The organism is Mucilaginibacter sp., from assembly GCF_039207105.1.
GTDB lineage: Bacteria > Bacteroidota > Bacteroidia > Sphingobacteriales > Sphingobacteriaceae > Mucilaginibacter.
The window spans coordinates 45,623-70,213 of the sequence record NZ_JBCECK010000008.1 but is presented as its reverse complement, the minus strand read 5'-3'; the positions used below and the strand labels follow the sequence as shown (position 1 = coordinate 70,213).

Sequence of the window (24,591 nt, the reverse complement as noted above, 5' to 3'; positions counted from 1 at the left end):
CCAAATAAAGCAGCTCTGATTCTCAAAAAATACCGGGTTTACTGGTGTGATGTGTAAATGAAATACAAATCACTCCTGTAATCATTTAGTTAACTCTTGTTATATTCCTTTCACTTCGCCACCATCCATTCTTATTGCTGTACCGGTAAGCCATTTAGCTCCCGACGATAACAGGAAAGCCATTAATTCCGCAATTTCTTCAGGCTCGCCGTAACGCTCGATGTGTGATTGTTCCAGGAATTTTGCTTTGGCTTCATCCATGTTCATATGATTAGCCTCTGACCATTTTTTTTAAAATCCGATACGTCGGTTGCTCATCACCGGTCCGGGTAATACGCTGTTTACCTGAACACCATCTATAATTCCTTGCTCAGCAAAGGCTTTAGCCAAAGCAACAATAGCTGCATTAATGGTGGCTACAGCAGCAAAACCAGGCTTTGGGTCTTCCGCGGAATTACCAGAGGTAAATATTACCGAACCCTTAGTTATTTTTAGATAAGGCCATGCCTTAATGGTAAGCCTGCGAGCTCCGTGCAGTTTCATTTCGGCACCATCGTTCCATTGCTCTTCTGTCATTTCAAATAAATGGATCTGAGGAACAGCACCGGCGATATTGATAACGGCATCAATCTGGCCAAATTTTTCGATCGTTTTGCTGATAACAACATCTACGGCCTCAATCATTCTAAGGTCGGCAGATATGATGAGAGGCTCGGCTCCAACGCCCTTTACGATCTCGGCAGTTGCCTGTAGTTCTTCTTCGCGGCGGGCCACCAGTACCATACCCGAAAAATCTTTTCCCAGCCTGACAGCTGTGGCTGCCCCAATGCCGGCACTTGCACCGGTTACTATTGCTATTTTGTTTTTCATAAGTTTGTTTAATTCGATTACATTTTTGATTTTTTCATCATCGGAGGAACTGACATTTTCATTCCGGGTTCTTTTAAGTCAGGCCTCAGGTAAAGCAGTAAACATCCGCAAACCAGCGCAAAGCCTGCTAACGGAAACCAGAAAGCCAATATCATAGCCGCTAAAAACAGGGATAATGATATAAAGGATCGTATATTCAGTAATCGCATTGTTGTGCCTGTAATAACTTTCTTATCGTGGTCGCAGAGTACTTCCCAAACCAGTGCCAGATAGGTAACATTTACCAGGAAGAATACCAAGGCATACATAGCCACCGGAACCGGCGCTAATTTGCTTTCAGCTATCCAATCAGTTAAAAACGGAATCAGGGATATAGAAAAAAGGTGTCCAAAGTTGACCCACATCAAACGTGGGGTTGCTTCTGTAGCATGCCTTAATAAATAATGATGATTTACCCATACTATGGCAATGAACAGGTAACTGGTAGCATAGCTGATCCAGGTTGGCCATAACTCAAATAAGGCATGAAATGTTGGACCCTCAGGTTTTTTTAATTCCAGGATCATGATGGTGATAATAATGGCAAACACTCCATCAGAAAAGGCGAACACCCTTTCGGGTGATGAGTGATCCATCGACATTTTCATTTTTTTATTTTCGCTCAACATATCAGTGATCATTTAAATGCATCATACAATTGCTACAGCAATTGTATGATGTACGGGAATAATTAATTATTTAGGTAATGTTTCCAGAAACTTCAGTATCTCTTCGCCTATCTCATTCACATGAGTTTCCAGGGCAAAATGTCCGGTATCAAAAAACTTGACAGTGGCATCAGGAAGATCTTTTTTGAAAGCTTCGGCGCCCGGTGGCAAAAAGAATGGGTCTTTATCGCCCCATGTAGCTAAAAATGGTACCTGGCTTTCCCTGAAGTATTGATGAAACGTTGGATACATGGCCACATTATTAGCATAATCCTTAAACAGATCAAGCTGTAGCTCCGCATTTTCATCACGGTCCAGAAAATACTGATCAAGTATATATGATTCAGGGGCTATCAGGCTTTTATCACTTACACCGGTAAAATATTGCCATTGGGTAAGCCCGGCACTTGTCATCGACCTTAAGTTCTCACGATTTTCCTGGCTTGGGTCTGCCCAGTATTTTTGTATCGGATTCCAGCCATCGCTCAAGCCTTCTTCATAAGCATTACCATTTTGTGAAATAATACCGGTGATTTTTTCTGGGTTAGCAACTGCCAGCCTGAAACCAACAGGCGCTCCGTAATCAAATACCTGTATGGCAAAGCGTTTTAAGCCAAGCTGATCAATAAAGCCTTGTACATAGGCGGTCAGGTTATCAAAGGTGTAATTAAATGATTTATAATGCGGAGCATCTGAATAACCAAAGCCGATCAGATCGGGTGCTATTACACGGTATTTTTCGCTCAGAATAGGGATCAGGTTTCTGTACATGTGCGATGAAGTAGGGTAGCCGTGTAATAGCAGTATAACAGGGGCATCCTTTGGTCCGGCTTCGCGGTAAAACACGTTAAGGTCATTAACCTTTATTGTCAGATATTTAACTGTTGAATTTTTCATGATATTAATTGTTGGAGTTTATTTTGATAAAACAGGTAAGCTTATTAGTAGTCGGCAAAAAGTGGGTATCCTTACGCGATCAGAAATGTTTCAATTTTCTCTGCAATGTCAGTATGGTGTTCTTCCAGTGCCAGGTGGCTCGTATCAAAAACATGTAACTCCGCAGTTGGCACATCTCTTTGAATAGCTTCGGCGGCTGATATCGGAAAAAACACATCATTTTTGCCCCATACTAACAACAGTTTTGGTTGGGTTTGTTTCAGAAAACGTTGCCAGTTAGGATATTCGGCAATGTTGGTGCGATAGTCATAAAGTAAATCTAATTGTATTTTTTGCTGCCCGGGGCGACTTAAATAATATAAAGCATTCTGATAACTGTCCGGATTGATCCTGCTTTGATCCTTAGCACCATTCAGGAAAAACAGTTTAATGCCATCTAAGGTTAGCAACGGTTTTACCAGTTGCTCTGTCTCCTCGTTCCTGTTTTGCAGGTAGGGGGCAGCATTGATCATTGCCGGTCCTAAGCCCTCTTCATAGGCATTTGAATTTTGAAGAATGTAGGTGTTAAATAATTCAGGTCTTCGGGATGCTATCCGGAAAGTTATTGGGCCGCCATAACCTAAGGCATAAACGTTGGGGCGGGTTAAGCCAAGCTTATCAATAAATTTTTCTATAACTACAGAAATGTTATGAAAAGTATAGTCAAACACGCTTTGGTCGGGTATATCGCTGTTACCAAAACCGGGGAAATCGGGCGCTATTAAATAAAATTTATCTTTCAGGTCCTGCATCAGTTCCTGAAAAGCACTGGATGCATTAGGAACACCGTTGAGCAAAATAATTTGTGGTTTGCTTTTGTCTCCGGCTTCACGGTAAAAAATATTGATCCCATCAACATTTAATGTTTTGTAATAGATAGCTTGATTATTCATGTTAATTGATTTTATAAATTATGTATTATTGAAAATTAGTAATTGAAAAAACAGACAAGTTTGTTTTTATTAAAGCAAAAAAATTAAATAAGCTTACCAGCGATGTTCCTTGCCGATATCACTGGCCAGGAATCGGCATGTACTTTATTTGCAATCAGCGCACCCTCAAACAAGGTATAAATCTCATCTGCCAAATGCTCCTTTTTTAAAGGCCTTAGTATTTCGCTGAATATATCGCGTACACCATCCTTCTGTTTTTTAACCTGCTCCCGGACACGTACCGCACCCTGCGGCATTTCATAAACAATATTCAGAAAATGACATCCATTAAAATCATTATTAAGCACAAGTAGTTTCAAATGGTCAAATATGGCAAGCACTTTACCTTTTGGTGTTTGGTAACCTTCAGATACCTGTTTTAATAACCCCAAAGTCTCGGTACCAGTTTCTTCCAGGTATGCCAGGAGCAGATCTTCTTTTGAACGAAAATGTAGATATAAGGATGATTTGGCAATGCCGGCTTCCTCAACGATCTGATTGATTCCTGTATTACTGTAACCGTTTTGATAAAACAACCGCGCTGCTGTTCTCATGATTGATTCCCTTACTGACTTTGTTCTCATATGTCAAATGTAAAGAAAATAAATAAAAACAGACTTGTCTGTTTTTATTTATTTCACGTTTTTTTTGAAATATTTATTGTCTAATAAATAAGTGATTGATTATCAGGTGAATTATTTTTCTTAAAGGAGTTTCTCGGCTATGTTTCGCGCGCTTTTTACCGGCCAAACCGCATCATGTACTTTGTTAGCAATCAAAGCACCATCAAATAGTGTATAAATATTATCGGCCATATCCGCTTTACCAATAGGTTCCAGAATTTCGGTAAACAACCGGCGAACATTATTCTTTTGCTTTTTGATCTGTGTCCTGACCCGTTCATCTTCTTTAGGGATCTCCGAAATGATATTCAAAAAATTACAGCCATAGTATTCCTTTTCCTGTACCAACCCGATTAAATAATCAAATACACCCAAAATCCGTTCTTTTGGATCTGCAAACTTGTAGGCAGCTGCTCTTAACGCCTCATCTGTAGCGGCTCCGGATGTTTCCAGGTATGCCATCAAAATATCTTCTTTTGACCGGAAGCTTGTATAAAGTGAAGATTTAACCACACCAGATTCTTCAATGATCTGGTTAATTCCCGTATTACCATACCCTTGTTTATAAAACAAACGCGACGCGGTATCTATAATAGTTTGCCTGACTGCATTCTTTCTTTCATTGCGCATACACAAAGATAATAAAAACGAGATAAACAGACAGGTCTGTTTTATGTAAATAATTTTTATTAATGTTCTCTTTAAAGCAAAATAATGAACCCCTTAATTACTTAAGAGGCTCATTATTTATTTCCTGGTATCTGTAAGGAGATCTGATTTATTTTGCGAAAGCGTCTGCTTCAATAACAGCTTGTGCAAAAGCTTCCGGCGCTTCCTGTGGTAAATTGTGGCCAATGCCACCTGTAATAGTGCGGTGTGTATATTTACCTGAAAACTTGTTACGGTATGCTTCCGGCATTGGATGCGGCGCACCATTGGCATCACCCTCAAGGGTTATAGTAGGTACGGTGATTACCGGGCCTTGTGAAAGCCGTTTTTCAAAATCATCATATTTAGCTTCACCTGCTGCCAAACCCAATCTCCAGCGGTAGTTGTGGATCACGATATCAACATGATCCGGATTATCCAGTGACGCCGCGCTGCGATCAAAAGTAGCAGCATCAAAGTTCCATTTTGGCGAAGCAAGCTCCCAGATCAGCTTTGCAAACTCGCGCCTGTTTTTATCATAACCTTCACGGCCGCGTTCGGTAGCAAAGTAATATTGGTACCACCAGTTGAACTCGGCTTTTGGCGGCAGCGGTTTTTGAGCATCATTAAGGTTGGTAACCAGGTAGCCACTTATAGATACCAGGGCTTTGCAACGTTCTGGCCAAAGTGCTGCAATGACACAGGCGGTGCGTGCGCCCCAGTCAAAACCGGCCAACACTGCTTTTTGTATCTTGAGGGCATCCATCAATGCGATAATATCAAGTGCCACTACAGATTGCTGGCCATTACGTACGGTATCTTTAGAAAGGAATTTGGTAGTGCCGTGGCCACGCAAATGCGGAACAATTACCCTGTAACCTTTTGCTGTTAGCAAAGGAACCACGTCAGTAAAACTATTAATATCATATGGCCAGCCGTGCAGTAAAATTACCGGGGCACCATTAGTGGGGCCGGCTTCGGCATATCCAACATTTAATGCGCCCGCATCTATTTGTTTTATTGGGCCTAATGTGTTGTTTGATCCGGTTTTAATGGTATCGGTTTTTGCTGGTTTGCTATCTGTATTTTTGGCGTTTGCACTACCGCCGAATATAGCAAGCGGACCGGCAATTGCGGTAATAGCGGCGGCGCTTAAAAAGCTGCGGCGACCAAGTTTTAGTTCTTCTGACATGTTTTCTGATGGTTAGGGGTTAATGTTTTGTTTGAATTGAACCCAACCTTGTTGCTATTACTTAAACAAGGTTGGGGATATAAATTTAGCTTATTTAAACCAGGTTAATCTCAACGTTGATATTTCCCTTGGTTAATTTTGAATACGGACAGGTTTGGTGTGCGGTATCTACAATTTCGCGGGCAACTTCAGGAGCTAAACCCGGAAGACTTACATTTAAGCGGGCTTGCAAAAAGTAACCGCCGGTAGCGGTGCCTAAATCAACTTCGGCGTCAACAGCCAGGTCTGCAGGCAGGGTAACTTTCATTTTGGCTGCAGCAAGGCCCATAGCACCAATGTAACATGCAGACCAGCCTGCAGCAAATAATTGCTCTGGGTTGGTACCAACACCTGTGGTGCCCGGAGATGAAAGTTTAATATCTAAACGGCCGTCTGAACTTTGTGAGGCGCCTTCGCGGCCACCGGTAGTATGGGTTTTGGCGGTATATAATACTTTTTCAATTTTTACGATGTTTGATATTGCGGATGTTTGAACAGTTTCCATTGTTTTAAATTTTTATTTGTTTTTGATTGTTGATCAAATTTACCTCTGAATGCACCTAAAGACAATCAATATATAGGTTAGACAGACAAACTTGATGGTGAATTAGTCATTTTTAAGCTTGAAATAACACCCTGTATTTTCTCTTTTTATAGGGCGATCTCAGTTGATTTAACAAGGATGGCCTGCATAATACACGCCATCCTGTTGCCTTAATTAGCGTAATGTTTTGAAAGCAGCGCGCAGTTCTTCGGCAAAAATTTGTGGTTGCTCCCATTGGGCAAAGTGGCCGCCATTGTTTGCTTCATGAAAATAGATCAGGTGAGGGTAAGCTTTCTCGGCCCAGGTTTTTGGTGCCTGATAAATCTCACCAGGGAACACACTTACAGCAACCGGAACAGTTATTTCACGTGTGCGCTGTTCAACAACATTAAAATTGTTGGTGTTATTTTCCCAGTAAAGCTGTGCTGATGATGCACCTGTATTGGTTAACCAGTAAAGGGTGATATCGTCCAGTATCTCATCTTTTGTTAATACCTTTTGGGCATTCCCGCCGCTGTAGGTCCAATCGTTAAACTTATCCAGGAAAAAGGAAGCCAGGCCAACAGGTGAATCAGTTAAGCTATAACCTATAGTTTGCGGGCGGGTTACCATGATGCCGGCATAACCACCACCTTTAGTATATAAATAGTTCATGGATTTAAAGGCTGCTTTTTCTTTAGCTGTTAAACCGGCTGGCTCAGGACCGCCGCTTTGCAATACTTTAGCAATATTGGGAGGTACAGTAGCAGGCATATTTACGTGGATACCTAATAAGCCGGTTAGTTTTTGACGGCCCATAGCATCAGCTATTACCGAACCCCAGTCGCCGCCTTGTGCAACGTAGTGGTTATAACCTAATCGTTTCATCAATACATCCCAGGCCTTGCCAATGCGGTCAGGACCCCAACCGGTAGTTTTAGGTTGTTCAGAAAAACCGTAGCCCGGCATAGAAGGTATCACCACATCAAACGCGTCAGATGCCTTGCCGCCATAAGCTTCCGGATCGGTAAGCGGGCCAATGATCTTTAAAAGCTCAAAAACAGAACCCGGCCAGCCGTGGGTGATGATAATAGGCAGCGCGTTTGGATTTTTGGAACGCACATGTATAAAGTGAATATCTAAGCCATCAATTTTGGTTATAAACTGTGGGAGGGCATTCAGTTTAACTTCAGCTTTACGCCAGTCATAATCTGTACCCCAATATTTTACAAGGGTTTGTATCTGGTCAAGGTTTACACCTTGTGTGCGGTCGATTACTGTTTCTTTAGCGGGCCATCTGGTGGCCTGAATGCGCTGGCGCAGATCGGTAAGTGCTGCTTCGGGCACATTTACATGAAATGGACGTATCTGAGCGGTGTCTTTGGCAGCAGTAGTAGTTTGCGCAAAACCGGGAATAGTAAGCAGGAGAAGAGCTCCGGCGATGATTTTACCTGCGAAGGATTTTGTGTTCGTTTTCATTGTTTTTTATGTTAATTGTAAGGTTAATGGAGCTATTGTTGATAGCTGTTTAAGGGTTATTGATATGAATTTGTTAAAGGTGATTCCTCCGTTTAAAATTTGAGCGGTTTATTATTTGAGGAGATCATGAACTCAGCATCCGGATGGGCTGGTATTTTGTTAGCCCAGGGTATATAACTCAATTTATCAAGTACATTGGTAGCTTTTGGAGCCTGCCATGTGGTTGCTGATTTAAAAACGGTATCACTTTTTGAGTATACGCCGGTATCAATTTTGGAATTGATACCCGGAGCCGATTCAATAACAGGGCCTTTTGTGGAGTAAGAATTGAATGGTATAAGTTCAAAAGGGACTTTAGCGGGCGCAAAATTACCAACGTGAAGTGAATTGATATGCCAGCCAGCTTTTACGGATAATTTTAGTGATACAGCATCTTCTGTACAGTTTAATGTTTTGATATTGTTATCCGCCCATTTGATTGATGTTGCGGTTTGTGCCTGAACTGCAACAGCAGTAAATGATGCTATCGCGATTAAGAGCAATGATCTCATTATTGATGTACGGTTAGCTGTTTTATAGCTGCTTAAATTTTTCATAACGATTTACTGATTGATAAATACTTCTGGTAATTAATATGCTGCTGTTTTAGTCTTTAGGAAGATTATTATCCTCTTCTGCTAAATCCCCATCCTTATTCTTTTTGATAACACTGACCAGTTCACAGTTTTGTGGATTGCTTTCAAAAGGAGCGCTTGTGAGTAGTGACATGGACAGCAGGGATGCCAGTCCGATAATTAATCTGCCCTGTTTGTAATTGCTGAATATGTTCATGATCTGTTGATTTTGTGGATGTTATTTGGTTGTAGTTGAATTGGCATTGAAGCCTGCTTTGGCTGCTGCTAAAATTTCGCCGCTGGTTTGGTTTTGTACCAGACCTAATACTTCCCAGCTTTGAGCGTTGAAGCCTTTTGGCAAGGAGATGGTGTTTGTTGCTGTTCCGGTAGTAAGCGGATCACTTTGCAGTTTGCGAACTATTTGTACATGTGATAATGTGCGTCCGGCGTTTTCACCACGTTCTACCTGGCTTTGAGCCGACTTTTGCACTAAAGCGAGTACCAGGCTGTTACCTTTTATAGCACCAGTAGCTTGATATTTTACTTTAAGCTTGTCGCCATCCTGGCTGGCCTGGAGTGTAAGGGTTGTATTGGCTTGGGTGGTTAATCCATCAGAGATAGCTCTGCGGAGTGCCGGTTCATCAGATCCTACGAATTCGGCTTTACCATTTACAATAGCCTGTGGTGTGTATACTTGTGCCCCTAATATGCGTCCGTACTGAATTTGCCTGTTTGAAAAATCGGCGCTGCTGAAAACATCTTTCCAGCCCTGGCGGTTCCAGTAATCAACATGGTAAGCCAGTAAATAAACGTCTTTACCTTGTGCTTCTTTTTGTATTTTGGCCAGTAACTCATCGGCAGGAGGGCAGCTTGAGCAACCTTCGGAGGTGAACAATTCTACTACCGCGAAGCCTTTTCCTTCCACTTTGGCAGTTGCTTTTTCAACCGATGTTTTATCAAGACCAATAAAAGCGGCAAGTGAAAATGAAGCGGCGATGAAGGCAGTTGCTATTCCTAATATTTTGATAGTTTTCATAAATTTTTTCTTTTTTGTTACTCAAAACTACCCCAAATACGAGGCGGGCGTTAGCTAAATATGGCCCAGTCAGACACAATCAGGGCTGAGTTAGACAATCCACGCCCCGAATAATTTTAGGAATAATGATATTTGAAATTTTATGGTAAACAGGAATGATCAGTGATTAGCCGACACAAAAAATCCTGATATATTATTGCAGTATGGGCAATAATATATCAGGATTAAATAAGTGGGAAGAAGTTGTTGGGTTACGGTCTATCGGTTTTCAAGCCAGCCCAGGAAATCGTGTATCTTTTCCTTGTTGATCAATAATTTATCGGGCGTTGGTATAACCAGTTTTACGTATAATTTGCGGGCGAAATATCGTTCCGTTTCTTTTACGGCGGTAAAGTTTACCAGGTACTGCCTGTTTACCCTGAAAAACTGGTTGGGGGCAAGTAAGCTATGCACATGATCCATTGATTGCGCAATCGCGTACTCCTGTTCATCAAAAGTTACAATGGTAGTAGTTTCATTCCTTATGTAAAAAAAAGCGATGTTCTCGGTAGATACCGTAAGGTATTTATGGCTCTTGGTAACCAAAAAGCTTTTTTTACCTTCGGGGTTACTAAGTTTGGAAAGCAGGCCGCTGATATTGGGTACAAGACTTTGCTGAAAGAAATTTTTAAATTCATCTACCTTTTTAAAGGCTGCAACAATGTTGTCTTTTGAAATGGGTTTAACTACATAATCTATGCCGTTAGCTTTAAAGGCTTCCAATGAATACTCATCAAAAGCGGTGCAAAAAATAACTGGAGCTGTAATTTTAACCTCCTTGAAGATCTCAAAACATAAGCCATCTGCCAGTTGAACATCCATGAATAACAGGTCGGGTTGTGGATTTTCAGAAAAGTAGCTTACCGCGCCTTCTATGCTTTGAATCTGAGCAAGAATTTTAGATTCAGGCTTAATTTCGGTTATCATGGCCGCTAATGATTTGGAGGCTTTTATCTCATCTTCAATGATTATAATGTTCATGTATTACAGGAAGTTTTACTTTAAATAATTTATCGTCGCTCTCAATATCCACTTTCTCGTTCAAAAGGTGAATATAGCGAAGATTGATATTTTCAAGTCCTACTTTGGTAGATATTTCCTGTGTTTTTTTAAGCTGTATAGGATTTTCGACAATTATTTTGTCACCCTCGGTGTAAATTCTGATCTGCAATGGGCGGTCAAGCGATACCACATTATGTTTAATGCAATTTTCAATGAGCAATTGTATAGTGAAAGGGGGGATTAGTGAGTTATAAAACTTTTCATCAACGGTATTTACCAAATTTATTCCATCCTCAAACCGTGCCTTTAGTAAAAACATATAGGCAGATAATATCTCCATCTCTTCTGATAAATGGATAAGATCATGTTTGCGGCTCTCTAATGTAAAGCGGTAAAAATCAGATAGCTTAAGTATAAACTCAATGGTATGCTTATCATTGGTTTCAACCATAGCCTTCAGGGTATTCATGTTATTGAATAAAAAATGCGGGTTAACCTGTTGCTTAAGCATTTCATACTGCGCACCCAGATTATCGGCCTTGGAACGCTCTAATTCAATGCCTACCTGTTGGTTTTGGTAACCCTGGTACACTAAATGCAGAAACATGTAGAAGGTAAGATTGATCAATATACCGCGAACCTCAACCATGAGCATGGTTGGCCCAAAATCCATATGTGAAAGCAGCAGCTGCTGCGCATAAGCCAGAACAAACATCACTCCCAGGCCAATGAGCAAACTGATCAAAAGCCGGAATATGGAAAAGCCTTTGACTTTATCGCGGGGAGTATACGCCGGCATGGTATAGATGTTATAATACCAAACAAACAGGGCAAATAAAGATGTGATGGCCGAATTAACCAATGCCTCGGCGGTATTAAAGTGATGCTCCGCTATTTTAGGTACCGATGCTAACACCCCCATTAAAATGGAGCTCGACCAAATGATAGCCGGTGATATACGTTGTATTTTATAATTGTCTGAACTTTGCATAATATTTCTGAAAAACACCAAAGTCTTTAATTAGGGCTTGGGTTAACGCCCCACACTTTGGCGATTTAGCGCTAAGCTATCCAAAATATAAATATGCGCGGCATAAAAGTTAGGTGAACCGGACAATTAAGAGGGTGAACCGGACATCTGCAATGTTTAGCAAAATTTTAATTGCGGTTGGCTTATTTAACCAACCACAGTTAAAAATTTGCGTACCGATAACAGTAAAAGCAATACTAATCCTGCACCGGACGCCATTACGATAGCCATAGTCAAGACAGATTTATCGGATAGGGCGCTTATAACGGCCGATGAAGCAGCTCCGACAAACATCTGCATAGATCCGATCAGGGCCGAAGCATCACCGGCATCTTTATCCATAGGAGCCATAGCCAGGCTGGTAGTATTGGGTGATATAAAGCCCAGGCAAGCTAATAAGGCAAAAATAAAACTGATAGTAGCGGTAATGCTATTTAAGCCGGACATACAGGCGGCTACAAAACATATTCCTATCAATAACTGCACGGCAGCGGCAGTAAGAGCAACCTGGTGCATTTTAAAGTATTTTAATGCCAGGTTATTGATCTGGCTTGCCAAAACTACCCCTACAGATACCGAACCGATGATCCAGCCAAACCGCTTTTGTTCCATATGAAAATGGTTGAGGAATATGGAAGGCGCGCTGGAGATGTAACTAAAAAGGCCTATAGAGCACAATGAACCGGCCAAAGCGTAGAAAAGGAATTGGCGGTTGTCTAAAACAGCAGCAAAGCCATTTAAAATAGATTTAGGCTGCAGCGAAATTGAGGAATCAGGTTCATGACTTTCAGGTATCAGGTAATAAATGCCTGCCAGCACAATCAGTGCTAATATCATAACCACCACAAAAATGTATCGCCAACCAAAGGTAGCTGCGATAAAGCCGCCTGCGGTAGGTGCAATGATAGGCGAAACGGATGTTACCAGCATCATCATGGAAAATATCTGAGCGTTTTTCTCGATAGGAAAAAGATCCCTGACAATGGCGCGGGTAGCTACCATTCCTACGCATCCGCCAAGTGCCATAAATAAGCGGGCAGCGATCAAAATCTCTACCGATGTTGAAGCCGCGCAAGCCACTGCCGCAAGGGCATATATGATCAGACCGACATATAGCGGCCGCTTCCGGCCAAAACGTTCAAGCAATGGCCCGTAAATGAGCTGCCCTGCTGATACACCAACAAAAAATACCGAAAGCGACAAGGTAACCTTTGATATTTCTGTATGCAGGTTGCGGGCAATATCCGGAAACGCCGGCAAATACATATCTATCGACATTGGTGCAAGCGCGGTAAGTAACCCAAGTACAATAACGATTACCCAGGTGTTAACGTTTTTTTTGTTTTCGATAACTAATGTTTTCATAGTTTTAAATCGGATAGTATGGTTTTAGACTATTTGATTGCCGATTCAAAACTATCATGAGAAAACAAGACGTTTCTTAATAAATATTAAGAACTTACCTGTTTTCAGGATTTTATAAAATGTTATACCTTTCGCAACCATTTCTTAACATACCTTAATGATCTCTTATTTTAATTTTGACAAGATTTACTTTATGAAAATTTCTGCTGCCGATCAGCTAACCAAACGTTTAAGTAAAATTGGTGTAGCCTGCCTTTTAGCTATGGTACCGCAAATGTTATATGGGCAAAACACACCCCCTAAAAACGATGTGGTGAAATCGTCACGCAATGTGATAGAAAGAACCTTTGGTAAAGAAGTAGCCATAGGTATTCATATATATATGATCAGTTCGGTAAATGGTAATCCTGTTTATGAATATGCAGCCGCAAATGGGGAATTAACAGTAAAGGGGAATTCTACAGCGGCGGTTTGCAAAGGATTTTATGATTACTTGCGAACTACCAACCAGGGCATGGTTTGCTGGAGCGGAAAAAACGTGCATATCCAAACCCCGTGGCTGGCTGCTCAAAAGAAAAGAGTAACATCACCATACCACTTTCATTACTACATGAACGTGGTTACACATGGCTATACAACGCCTTACTGGGGTTTTGACCGATGGCAGCAAGAGCTTGATTGGATGAGCCTGCATGGTATGGATATGCCACTCATCAATGGCGCTTATGAGGCCATCATATTCAGGGTGTTTAAGAAATTAGGACTTCAGGATGCTGATATAGCGGCTTTCTTTACGGGCCCGGCTTATCACCCCTGGAACAGAATGGGTAATATTACCGGCTGGGATGCGCCTGTGCCGGCTTCATATTATACCAAACAGATCAGGCTAACCCATCAGGTGCTTGATCGTATGCACGAATTGGGTATGCAGCCTATCATCCCGGCATTCGCAGGCTTTGTACCCAGTGCTATCAAAAAAGTATATCCCGATGCTAAAGTGAATGATGTAATATGGGGAGGCTTTGAAAAACTGACCAAATACCGGGCCCATATTTTGATGCCCGATAACCAATTATTCGCCAAAATAGGAACCATGTACGTTCAGGAATGGGAAAAAGAGTTTGGAAAAGCCACATACTACTTGGCCGATAGTTTTAACGAAATGGATGTGCCGCCAGCGCCAAGCGAAGAGCAGCAGTTAAGCCAGTTGTCGGCTTATGGCAATGTGGTATACCGATCCATTAAGGATGCCAATCCTGATGCGGTATGGGTAATGCAGGGCTGGACATTCCCGTATCAAAAAGGCCGCGACGGCAAACTGTTCTGGACTGCGGAACGCTTGGGTAAACTTGTAGAAAAGGTACCTGACGATAAGGTAATGTTTTTAGACCTGGCCAATGAGTACAATCTCGATTCCTGGAAAATCGATCCATCTTGGAAAACTTATAAAGGTTTTTTTAACAAAGCCTGGATCTATTCGTTTATTCCAAATATGGGAGGCAAAACTCCCTGGAACGGTATTTTAAAAACCTATGCCGAAGCGCCTGAAACCGCTTTGAATTATGAGCACAAAGGCAATTTAACAGGTTTTGGTTTCGCCCCAGAGGGTATAGAAAACAACGAGATCATTTACGAGCTGTTATCAGATATAGGTTATACCGATAAAAAGATCGACCTGAAAACCTGGATTGCTGCTTATTGCAAACAGCGTTATGGCGGCTATCCACCGGAAATGGAGCAGGCTTTTAATAATTTTCAGCAATCATGTTATGGCACATTTGAGCCGCACCCGAGGTTCAGGTATCAGCAAAATGCTAAAGGAGACGAGGCAGGTTCTGTTAATACTAATGAACGTTTTTTTGCAGGGGTTAAGCAATTTTTAGCTTGTGCCGGGCAACTTAAGGGTTCTGAACTATACAGGAATGATGCTATGGAGCTGGCTTCACAATATTTGAGTTTAAGGGCAGATACCATTATTACAGTAGCCCTCGCCAATAAATCTAAAGTAAATGATAAAGAATTGAATAAAGCTTACCATTTGATGGGTATATCCGACCAGTTATTACGTTCGCATCCTAATCATCAATTGAAAACCTGGATAGATATGGCTAAGTCATGGGGAGATACTCCGGCAGAAAAGCAATATTATGCCAGGGATGCCAAGCGCATTATCACCACCTGGGGCGGTACAGTTAATGATTACTCAGCCAGAACCTGGAGTGGACTGATCGATACGTATTATATACCAAGAATGAAAAACCTTTATTCGCCGGTATCAAAACAAAAAAATATGGCTACCGATAATTGGGAAGAGAACTGGATTCAGCGTGATCTGGTGCTTGATAGTAAACCCAGTGCCGATCCGGTACAGCTGGCTGTTGAATCGGTAAATAGCTATTAAGATAATTAATATTAATGTTATAAAACAATAAAGGCCACCTGATTATCAGACGGCCTTTGTTGTTTTGTTTTAAACTTATTAATAATAATAAGCGTTGGTTTGCACATGGGCATCAAGCTTTTTCTGATCGGTAGCTGATGCAAGCCCCTGCAGCCATACGGTATAAACAGAGCCGCTGTTTACTTTTACATCGTTTAAAGTTACCAAAACGGTAGCGGTACCGGCTTTGCGAATCTCCAGTGTATAAGTGCTATTGCCCTGTACCGGAATAAAGGGCGAGGCGGTTTTGTAAGCTTTACCGCTTGCCAGCGTAGTTGGACTGCTTTTAACGGCAAGGTCAACAGCTCCTGCATCAGGACTAACATTTACCAGGCGAATAGTAGCTTTACCTGCATCGGGGCGAACAAGAGAATCTGCAAATAACACAATGTCTGGTGTGCTGGCCACATTGGTCAAATAAATACTATAAAACTTGTTGACAGTAAGGTTAATGGTGTCCGACTTAACCTTTGCAGAGCTTGACCCGGCCAGCGAAAAGGTAGCGACCCTTTTGCCGGGAAAGGCATTAATATAATCAATTCCGCGGCCATAGCTAATAGGCTCCCGATTACCCTTGTTTTGATCTAAAAAGAAATTTACCGGCTGCACATCCGGTGACGCGTTGATCACTGAAATCAGGGCTACCTGCTCATCAACATAATTGTTGTCTTTATTATCTTTTAGGCATGATGACAGTAGCCCACTAAGCAAACACATCATCCCGACTATGCCTGCTCTCTTTTTGAAATTTTGTAAAATGTATTTCATAAATCAATTAATGGTAATAGTGTATTTATAAATCTTTACGTATGCACTAAGGCCATATGATACAAAGTATGTAAAATTTTATCTGAAAAGTAAAGAAAGTGGTATCGGCATAGGCCCTGGTTAAATCATTCTTGAACAAAGCGTAATAATAATTTCATCTGCTGCATTTGGGTTTTATAGCTATCTTCATGCGCCTTTATCAGCAATTATTTTTATGCCGGTGCCCATCAAAAAAATCATATTTAAAACGCTTAAAATAAGCGGTATTACTATTGTTAGTTTATTATTGCTGATGTTTTTATTACCGTACCTGTTTCCGCAAACGGTAACTAATAAAATAAAACAATGGGCAGGCGGCAGTATCAATGGTAAGCTCAATTTTACCAGCACACGCTTATCCTTCTTTAAAAGGTTTCCGGCGCTTACGCTTACGTTGAGTGATTTTTCGTTAAACGGCAGCGCGCCTTTTCAAAATGACACCCTGGTGGCGGCCAAAGAGGTGTCTTTGGCAATCGACTTATCATCGGTATTTAAAAGTAAGATCAACATCAATAAAATATACCTGAGCCAGGCGGTGATCAATATCCAGGTAGATAGCAGCGGCAAGGCTAACTATAACGTATACAAATCAAAAGATGCCAAACCGACCAATGCGGCCGATACCAGTAGCGCCTCATTGGGTATTGAACAAATATTGGTGGAAAATAGTCGCCTGACCTATAATGACCGTTCGATGCCAATGCTCATCAACGCGCGCGATTTTAATTATAAAGGCAGCGGCGATTTGAGCAAGGATGTTTTTGACCTGTACAGCCACGTGCAATCAACCTCGGTTGATTTTTATTATGGCAACAAAGCATATGTGCTGCACAAAAAAGTAAATGCCGATCTGCTGACCAGCATCAACACCAAATCATTGGCATTTGCCTTTCAGAAAAACGATCTGCTCATCAATCAGCTGCCGGTTAAGTTCAAGGGCCGGTTTGAGTTCCTGAAAGAAGGGTACGATATGGAGTTCAGGGTAACATCTGACCAAAACGACCTGAGTGATATTTTTACCGCCCTGCCAGCTGAGTATGCCAAATATGTAGATGATACCGATATTAATGGTAATGGCAATATTCAATTGGCGCTTACAGGTAAATACATCGCCTCTAAAAACATCATGCCCGATCTGAGTTTCAGCATGAAGGTTCGTGACGGTTATGTGGCTAATAAAAACACCCCTCAACCGGTGAAAAACCTGTTTATCAACATGGATGCTAAATTGCCCGGCCTGAACCCTGACAGCCTGACCTTGAACATCGACTCTGTATACTTTAATATAGGTAAAGATTATTTTGGCTCGGTAATCAAGGTAAAGGGAATAAAAGAGCCGCAGGTTTTTGCCAAGATCAATACCGAGGTTGACTTGGAAAAATGGAACCGAGCTTTTGGTATAAAAGCAGTAGATTTAAAAGGACGCTATACATTACACCTGCTGGCCGATGGTAAATATGCCAAGGGTATAAAAAGAACAGGTGGGCTAAGGCCGAAAACGGATACGGTGATCACCAGTATACCTAAGTTTACGCTGAAGTCATCATTCACAAATGGCTATATTAAATACGCCAGTTTGCCCGAAGCTATTAAAAGCCTGAGCTTTGATTTGAATGCCAGCTGCCCCGATCATGATATAGCTCACGCTACCATGCAGGTTAATAACCTAAACATGCTTGCGCTTAATAACTATGTAAAGGGTTATTTAAAAGTAAGCAATACCGCCGGTGCGCTGATTGACGCAGGTATAAAAGCCAAATTCCACCTGGCCGATATTAAACAATTTATGCCTGCCGATAGCAGCATGGATATCCGCGGCGACCTGAACGCCGACATACAAACCAAAGGCCGTTATATCCCGGCTAAAAGAATATTTCCTGTAACCAAGGCGCTGCTTGAATTAAAAGATGGTTATATCCAAACAAAATACTATCCGCACCCGCTGCAGGATATTCAGGTGAGTGCAGACATTACCAATAATACAGGTTCATTAAAAGGGCTTAAAGTAAATATTAAACCGGTATCATTTAAATTTGAAGGTCAACCCTTTATGCTCAAGGCTGATCTGAAGAACTTTGATGATCTGGATTACCGGATAGCTTCTCGAGGCCGTTTAGATATTGGCAAAATTTACAAAGTGTTTGCCTTTAAAGGTTATGATGTGAACGGGTTCATCAGCACAAATTTTTCACTAAAAGGCAAACAAAGCGATGCTACCGCGGGCAGGTATGATATGCTGGCCAATTCAGGTACCATGAAGGTGAAAAATATCGCGCTGACATCAGAACTGTTCCCAAAACCATTTATGATCAAAACCGGCCTGTTTAGCTTTAACCAGGATAAAATGAAGTTTGATCAGTTTCAGGCCAATTACGGTAAATCTGTATTTGTGTTGAACGGCGCATTATCTAACGTAATTGATTACGCGCTTAAACCGAATTCGCCTTTGAAAGGGGAGTTTAACCTAAGCAGCGGCCTTATTATAGCCGATGATTTTATGGCCTTTGCTGGTACACCCGCTTCGGCCAGGCCAACGCCATCTACCGGAGTAATATTAGTGCCTGCTAACCTCGACCTGAACTTTACCGCCGATGTTAAAAAGGTAAAATACATGGGCTTGGACATTAGCGATGCCAAAGGGCAAATGAGCATTAACAAAGGGCAAATTGTACTGAAACAAACCGACTTTAGCCTGATAGGTGCACCCGTTGTTATGGATGCGACCTATGGCAGCGTTAGCCCGCAACAAGCCTATTTTGATTACCATATTGATGCGAAAGAGTTTGATATTCAGCGCGCTTATAAAGAGGTGAAAATGTTTCATGACATGGCCTCATCTGCGGCGCACGTACAGGGAGTGGTATCGCTTGATTATCAGTTAAATGGTAAGTTGAATGGCGATATGAAACCTATTTATCCATCAATAAAGGGAGGAGGGGTGCTTTCGGTAAAGAAAGTAAAGCTTTATGGCTTTAAACTGTTCAGCGCGGTAGGTAAGCAAACAGGGCACGATAGTCTGGCCAAAGGTGATGTAAGCAAGGTGGATATCAAAAGCACCATTGCCAACAACATCATGACCATTGAGCGAACCAAAATGCGCATGGCAGGTTTCAGGCCAAGGTTTGAGGGGCAGGTTGGCCTTGATGGTAAACTGAACCTGCAATTCAGGCTGGGCTTACCGCCATTTGGTATTTTTGGTATCCCGATGACTATCACCGGCACCCAGGAAAACCCTAAAATAAAAATGGGTAAAGCCAAGAAAGAAGATGAACTGAAGGAAACAACGGAAGATCAATAAGAAAGGGTATGAAGGTTTTAACCAAGACTTATTTGTTCGGATTAGCTGTATTAATATTAGCTTCATGCAAATCGATAGATAGCAGTGGTGACTTGAAAGAAAAACTTATTGGAAAATGGAAGTTAGATAGTGTATCGATCCCTGATATGAAATTTGAGAAGGCAGGAGTTACAGAAGTCTATGATTTTAAAAATTCAACTGATTTTACACGAGAATGGGAGGATGATGATGTCGGGGGAACGTTAACCGGTAAGTATATCTTTTATAGAAATCCTAAAAGGTCATCAGCAACTATAGCTTTTATTTCCAACTTTCAAATAAGTGAGAATGATACTATAAGAATTGATATACCAAATCTTGATATCATCGAGCTAAATGATACCAGGCTTCATGTGCTTGAACCGACTAAATTTATAAATGTTAAAGGCAAGCAATCAATTGTATTCAATAAACATTGTATTTATAAAAGAGTAGAATGATGCGAATATCATACTAATACTCAAAAGTTTCGTAGTGTTCCACGTGTTCTTCAAAATCCAGTAAATAATCTTTATCCTCAGGGTAATAGCGTGCTTTTTCGTATTGTTTACCGGCGAAGTTTTTAATACTGTCGAAAGAGTCCCATTTGGTAACGGTCCAGAAATGGCAGATATCACCCTCCGTTTTTCGCCATACCTCTACCGATAAATTGCCTGCAATGTTTTGATAATCAGGAATACCGCTTTTATTCAGATAATCCAGATAAATGTCGGCATGTTCAACCCTGGTTGTGCCATGCCATATACGGGTTATAACTGGTTTCATGTGTTTATTTTAAGCTGAATAAACAATACTTAAAATTACAATATGTTTACTTCAAAATCAAGCTTTGTGGATAGTTGGTTTAGAGTGATTTATCTATTAAAATTGAGCTTGTTTGTTCTTGCCTAAAATTTAAATTCAGTACACTATGCATGCCTGATTACAGCCTCATTAATATGTTTTAAGAAGGGATTTTGGATCTAACCCATCAATTATTTTTTGCCCAGCTTTTTAATTCATCAATAGCTTTAGCTAAAACACCGGCCGAACCTTTAAATGCTGCCGATCCATTTGGTTTACCATCAACGCTGTACCATTCATAAAAACCATTGTCTTGAATAGTCCTTCTGATCATGGGCTGCAATTCCTGGTAAGCCTCCTTAACAAAACCATATCTGATGAGTTGTTGCACCATTCGGGCACCAAACCAGGTCCAGTCGCCGCCATTTTGGTAAATATAGGGTTTTGACGATTTGGAATTTTTATAAATATTCTCAGGGTAAACCGGGTAAAGTGTTAATCCGATGGATGGGGAGCCAGATAGTTTTACATTACGTAACATATCCTGGTTAACCAGCGCTATCTCTTTTTTTGAAAGGATACCTGCTTCAATGGCTATTGCAGTGCCTCCATGAAAGTAAATCTTGTTTTCATCAAAATTGGAAGGAAAAGGCGATTTATCCAGGTATATATGTGGAATGAATTTATGATTTTTGGCATCCCAAAGATATTTCCTGATGGAGCTGACCGTAGTAGCTTTTAGCTGCTTCCATTTTTGCTGATCTTTTTGAGTGTTGTAAAAGCCGGCCATGTCGTTTAGCGCGATTACCAGCATGGCGTTATCGTATATATCGATAGCCCAATGGGTATTTTTGTCAATGTCAACAACTGCGCCACCCTCTATCTGCACATCGCCCCAATCCTGTGTGGTAGCCCCGGTTATCAAGCGGTATTTGGCCGAATAGCGGTCTTTGAGTAAATAAGCAATGGCTATTTCCAGTCGTTGTAATGCTGTTTTGCCGCCTATGCTTTCCTGTAAAATTGATTTGTCGCCGGTGATATGGATGTACTTGGCAATAGCCTGGATCAATGATGTTTCCTGGTCGGTTTCTACGGTATTTTTGAAGCCTACATGGTTAGGGGCGTATTCAGCGGTGTATATATTAGGGTCATTCCAAGTTACGTGCCCTTTTAGTACGTATCCATCTACAATTTCGCCATTGGGCTGTTGCAGCCTCAGAAAAGTAAGCAAATTTTTACGGATGGTATCGCGGCTGTAAACCTTGCATGATGTTTCAATAAATGTATTGAGATCGCGTATCCATACTTGTGGATAACCGTCGCCCGCGTTAAAACCTTTGCTTAAAAGTTGAGTAGCTTTCGTATAAACTGTATCCAGATCTTTATCAGCAAGTATTTGTGCGGCTAATCCATGACTTTGTTGAGCTATCGTTTTTAAACAACAGCAAGCCATTAAAATAATAGTAATAAGGCTTTTTTTCATAAACGGGAAGCAGTTATCTATCTCCCTTTTAGCCAATGGCCAAAATTATAACCCGCAGAACCTAATTTGATTACTAATAAAATAACCACCAGACACATAAATATTTTAAATAAAGGATTGGTTTTAATTTGATTGAAAGCCGGTTTGTTCATGGTATAACTTGGTTTAAGATTTAGAGCCTTAAAGTAAATAAAATTATGGTTTTTTAGGAGTAAAATATCTCTAAAATAAAAACTCTGTAAACCGGAAGTGTATAAATAATACCTCCGGTTTACAGAGTGAATTAATAATTGGTAGCAATTACTCTTTTGGAAAAATATCCTAATAAGAATATTGATGCACCAAGAATACTGATATCTTTGATCAGGAAGGAGCCCGTTCCGGATGGGGCCCAAACCCCGTCTACCTGTGCTATACTACCCGGTGTTGTAAGGAAAAATGTACTGGTTACAAAAAAAATAACAATACATAGTATACTGCCCCAAACGCCAATTTTAGGTGAAAAATTACCCGCCAGAATAGCCAGCGCGGCTACGATCTCAGTAACACCAACAATGCGCGATGTAGTTTCGATACTGAAAATTTTATACATCCAGCTCATAAGCGGGCTGTTTTGTACCAGGCCGGCTATTCCATTAGCTTCTGTAGGGGTAAATTTAAACAAGCCTATCCATAATAAGATCAAAGCAATACCAAAGCTTGATATGATGAAGCCTGCGTTTTTTTCGTCGAGCCATTTGGCAAATTTTAATAGTTTCATTTTTATAGTTTTTGATAGTTTTTACTGATTGGTCGTACCATCAAACAGTTCCTTACAAAATGTTTCTATTTTTTTATTTGTAAATGGATAGGCTTGTTTCGGCTTTTCTAAATTAATTATACTACTCCTTCAATTTTATATACTATTGCATTGTTTTCAGGTTGTTGTGTAGGCGTTTCAATTTTAAGTCCTTCATTGGTTTGCTGCCAGTTTAATTTATTATGCGATCCCAGTAAGGATACTGAGCTTATTTTTTGCCCGGCCAGTTGTGGCGATGAGCTTGCGAGCGATTTAATCAGGCTGCCTTTTTCCCCGGGCCAGCCCATTGCAATGGCATAAAGTGTTTTGCCTTTGGTAGTAAAACGGATGTCATCGGCCGTAAAAGGTTTACCCTTGCCTTCATTAAATCCCTGCGCATTAATAGGAGCTGCCGATTCCATTGCCGGACCTTCTCCAAATATTTTCCAGGGGCGGGTACCATAAATGGATTCACTGTAAGTATGCATCCATGCGGCAACTTCTTCCACAACGGCACGTTCCTGGCTGTCAATAGTGCCATCTCCCCGTACGGGAATGTTAAGCAGCAAGTTGCCATTTTTACTTACCACATCGGCAAGGGTATGTATCACTGTTTTGGCGCTTTTGTACTTTTTATTATCATAAATACGGCGGTCATAGTGCCAGGCGCCAATGCATGTATCGGTTTGCCAGGGGAGGGGCTCAATCTGGTTGCTTTGGCCGCGTTCAATATCCCATATCATACATTTACGTTGTTCTTCATCCAATACCTTAGCAAACAGGGCCGCGTGTAGTTTGCCATGTTTTTTAATACTGGTATTGTACATGTGAGCAGCAATTTTTAGTCCTGCATCACTTACAGGCCAAAGGGGAAGTACACTATCATCAAAATATATGAGTTCGGGTTCATACTTATCAATCAGTTCAATGGTGCGGTTTAAAAACTTTTCGGTATAGGCAGTATTGGGTACACTCGCGCCATTGCCCCAATCCCAGTGGCGGTTCATGCTCTTATCGTCAAGACTATCCTGGCTCAGGGGGTGGTTTTGTGCATATAGTTCTTGTGGATCATAGCCATCCCACCATTTACCAGCGCCATCGGCTTTGGTTATGTTACCATCGTAGGGTATACCGGCATAAGGGCCGGATTTATCTGAGCGTTGTGCTACCTCATACCATGTCCAGGGGTGCGAGGCATGTACGGTAACCCCAAAAGGAATAGCATGCTCCTTAGCAGCCTTAGCCCATCCGCCTACAAGGTCTTTCTTTGGGCCAAGTTTGGTAGAGTTCCAGCTTTGATATTTGCTATCATACAAATCAAAATTATCATGATGATTGGCCAGGGCCATAAAGTATTTGGCTCCGGCCTTTTTATATAAGCCAACTAACTCATTTGGATCCCACTTTTCGGCTTTCCATTCATTGATCACATCCTTAAAGCCAAATTTTGAGGGGTGACCATATTTCTGGATATGGTATTTATACTGATCAGAACCTTCCTGGTACATGCCACGGGCATACCAGTCGCCCCGCTCAGCTTGGCACTGCGGTCCCCAATGCGCCCATATGCCAAACTTGGCATCGCGAAACCAATCAGGAACCTGGTACTGAGCCAATGATGGCCAATCAGGCTTAAAGGGGCCATCGGCAATACGAGGTCGATTACTGGGTGGTAAATTAAGGGCTCCAAAAGTTTTGTGCATCCAAAATGCAGGTAATGCGGCGGCCAAGCCTTTGATCACTGATCTTCGTTTCATGAGGTGGTATGTTTTTAATTGGTAAAAGGTTATCCGGCAGGGTGGATAAGGGTAAATTTAGAAAAAATAATATACAGCGCTATCAGAAAAACGGCTTTAATATGTAACAAAATAATAAACTAAATATCCACTTAAATTACCCCATGCTTTTTATTATATTAGATTATCCAT

At 41.2% G+C, this 24,591-nt stretch carries 22 protein-coding genes and 1 pseudogene; 3 read left to right on the top strand and 20 right to left on the bottom strand.

Features of this window, described 5'->3' with window-relative positions; genetic code table 11:
• Positions 1-99 precede the first annotated feature (99 nt).
• The 15 genes and pseudogenes from AAGC65_RS03180 to AAGC65_RS03110 all read right to left on the bottom strand — a co-directional run bounded on the left by AAGC65_RS03180 (position 100) and on the right by AAGC65_RS03110 (position 13,035).
• Positions 100-870: pseudogene (locus AAGC65_RS03180) on the bottom strand (SDR family oxidoreductase).
• A gap of 17 nt (positions 871-887) precedes the next feature.
• On the bottom strand, positions 888-1,511 hold the full coding sequence (locus AAGC65_RS03175) for a TMEM175 family protein (protein WP_343110957.1): 624 nt from the start codon (positions 1,509-1,511) through the stop codon (positions 888-890).
• 93 nt (positions 1,512-1,604) lie between these two features.
• Positions 1,605-2,474: an alpha/beta fold hydrolase gene (locus AAGC65_RS03170; RefSeq protein WP_343110956.1), complete on the bottom strand. Its 870-nt coding sequence runs from the start codon at positions 2,472-2,474 to the stop codon at positions 1,605-1,607.
• 71 nt (positions 2,475-2,545) lie between these two features.
• Positions 2,546-3,406 (bottom strand): alpha/beta hydrolase, encoded by an 861-nt coding sequence (locus AAGC65_RS03165; protein ID WP_343110955.1) that lies wholly within the window; start codon positions 3,404-3,406, stop codon positions 2,546-2,548.
• 83 nt (positions 3,407-3,489) lie between these two features.
• Entirely contained in the window at positions 3,490-3,999 is a 510-nt protein-coding gene (locus AAGC65_RS03160; RefSeq protein WP_343110954.1) for a TetR/AcrR family transcriptional regulator, read from the bottom strand.
• A 150-nt stretch (positions 4,000-4,149) separates the two neighbouring features.
• The gene (locus tag AAGC65_RS03155) at positions 4,150-4,698 is read right to left on the bottom strand and encodes a TetR/AcrR family transcriptional regulator (protein WP_343110953.1); all 549 of its coding nucleotides are present in this window, start codon (positions 4,696-4,698) and stop codon (positions 4,150-4,152) included.
• Between the two features lie 148 nt (positions 4,699-4,846).
• Complete coding sequence (locus AAGC65_RS03150) at positions 4,847-5,908, bottom strand: alpha/beta hydrolase (RefSeq protein WP_343110952.1); 1,062 nt, start codon at positions 5,906-5,908, stop codon at positions 4,847-4,849.
• Positions 5,909-6,002: 94 nt separating this feature from the next.
• Positions 6,003-6,452 (bottom strand): organic hydroperoxide resistance protein, encoded by a 450-nt coding sequence (locus AAGC65_RS03145; protein ID WP_343110951.1) that lies wholly within the window; start codon positions 6,450-6,452, stop codon positions 6,003-6,005.
• A 213-nt stretch (positions 6,453-6,665) separates the two neighbouring features.
• Positions 6,666-7,949 carry an epoxide hydrolase family protein gene (locus tag AAGC65_RS03140; protein WP_343110950.1) on the bottom strand — a complete coding sequence of 428 codons (1,284 nt, stop codon included), beginning with the start codon at positions 7,947-7,949 and terminating at the stop codon, positions 6,666-6,668.
• 92 nt (positions 7,950-8,041) lie between these two features.
• Positions 8,042-8,545 carry a hypothetical protein gene (locus AAGC65_RS03135; protein WP_343110949.1) on the bottom strand — a complete coding sequence of 168 codons (504 nt, stop codon included), beginning with the start codon at positions 8,543-8,545 and terminating at the stop codon, positions 8,042-8,044.
• Between the two features lie 49 nt (positions 8,546-8,594).
• Positions 8,595-8,780 (bottom strand): hypothetical protein, encoded by a 186-nt coding sequence (locus AAGC65_RS03130; protein WP_343110948.1) that lies wholly within the window; start codon positions 8,778-8,780, stop codon positions 8,595-8,597.
• A gap of 21 nt (positions 8,781-8,801) precedes the next feature.
• The gene (locus AAGC65_RS03125) at positions 8,802-9,599 is read right to left on the bottom strand and encodes a DUF1223 domain-containing protein (protein WP_343110947.1); all 798 of its coding nucleotides are present in this window, start codon (positions 9,597-9,599) and stop codon (positions 8,802-8,804) included.
• A gap of 258 nt (positions 9,600-9,857) precedes the next feature.
• Positions 9,858-10,619 (bottom strand): LytTR family DNA-binding domain-containing protein, encoded by a 762-nt coding sequence (locus AAGC65_RS03120; protein WP_343110946.1) that lies wholly within the window; start codon positions 10,617-10,619, stop codon positions 9,858-9,860.
• Positions 10,600-11,631, bottom strand: coding sequence for a histidine kinase (locus AAGC65_RS03115; RefSeq protein ID WP_343110945.1), 1,032 nt, complete (start codon positions 11,629-11,631; stop codon positions 10,600-10,602). The genes AAGC65_RS03120 and AAGC65_RS03115 overlap by 20 nt, the downstream gene beginning before the upstream one ends.
• A 186-nt stretch (positions 11,632-11,817) precedes the next feature.
• Entirely contained in the window at positions 11,818-13,035 is a 1,218-nt protein-coding gene (locus AAGC65_RS03110; RefSeq protein ID WP_343110944.1) for a multidrug effflux MFS transporter, read from the bottom strand.
• A 193-nt stretch (positions 13,036-13,228) separates the two neighbouring features.
• Here AAGC65_RS03110 and AAGC65_RS03105 point away from each other — a divergent pair, with 193 nt between their 5' ends.
• Positions 13,229-15,436 carry an alpha-N-acetylglucosaminidase TIM-barrel domain-containing protein gene (locus AAGC65_RS03105; RefSeq protein ID WP_343110943.1) on the top strand — a complete coding sequence of 736 codons (2,208 nt, stop codon included), beginning with the start codon at positions 13,229-13,231 and terminating at the stop codon, positions 15,434-15,436.
• A gap of 78 nt (positions 15,437-15,514) precedes the next feature.
• Here the strand turns inward: AAGC65_RS03105 and AAGC65_RS03100 are convergent, their stop codons facing one another.
• Entirely contained in the window at positions 15,515-16,243 is a 729-nt protein-coding gene (locus AAGC65_RS03100; protein ID WP_343110942.1) for a DUF4397 domain-containing protein, read from the bottom strand.
• A 220-nt stretch (positions 16,244-16,463) separates the two neighbouring features.
• On the opposite strand from AAGC65_RS03100, the gene AAGC65_RS03095 reads away from it, so the two are divergent.
• The gene (locus tag AAGC65_RS03095) at positions 16,464-19,580 is read left to right on the top strand and encodes an AsmA family protein (protein WP_343110941.1); all 3,117 of its coding nucleotides are present in this window, start codon (positions 16,464-16,466) and stop codon (positions 19,578-19,580) included.
• 8 nt (positions 19,581-19,588) lie between these two features.
• Positions 19,589-20,059, top strand: coding sequence for a hypothetical protein (locus AAGC65_RS03090; RefSeq protein WP_343110940.1), 471 nt, complete (start codon positions 19,589-19,591; stop codon positions 20,057-20,059).
• Positions 20,060-20,072: 13 nt separating this feature from the next.
• Here the strand turns inward: AAGC65_RS03090 and AAGC65_RS03085 are convergent, their stop codons facing one another.
• The 4 genes from AAGC65_RS03085 to AAGC65_RS03070 all read right to left on the bottom strand — a co-directional run bounded on the left by AAGC65_RS03085 (position 20,073) and on the right by AAGC65_RS03070 (position 24,420).
• Positions 20,073-20,384, bottom strand: coding sequence for a hypothetical protein (locus AAGC65_RS03085; protein ID WP_343110939.1), 312 nt, complete (start codon positions 20,382-20,384; stop codon positions 20,073-20,075).
• Between the two features lie 205 nt (positions 20,385-20,589).
• Positions 20,590-21,885 (bottom strand): amylo-alpha-1,6-glucosidase, encoded by a 1,296-nt coding sequence (locus tag AAGC65_RS03080; RefSeq protein ID WP_343110938.1) that lies wholly within the window; start codon positions 21,883-21,885, stop codon positions 20,590-20,592.
• Positions 21,886-22,168: 283 nt separating this feature from the next.
• Positions 22,169-22,645, bottom strand: a complete 477-nt coding sequence (locus AAGC65_RS03075; protein ID WP_343110937.1) for a DUF417 family protein — start codon at positions 22,643-22,645, stop codon at positions 22,169-22,171.
• A 116-nt stretch (positions 22,646-22,761) separates the two neighbouring features.
• Positions 22,762-24,420, bottom strand: a complete 1,659-nt coding sequence (locus AAGC65_RS03070) for an alpha-L-fucosidase (RefSeq protein WP_343110936.1) — start codon at positions 24,418-24,420, stop codon at positions 22,762-22,764.
• Positions 24,421-24,591 lie beyond the last annotated feature (171 nt).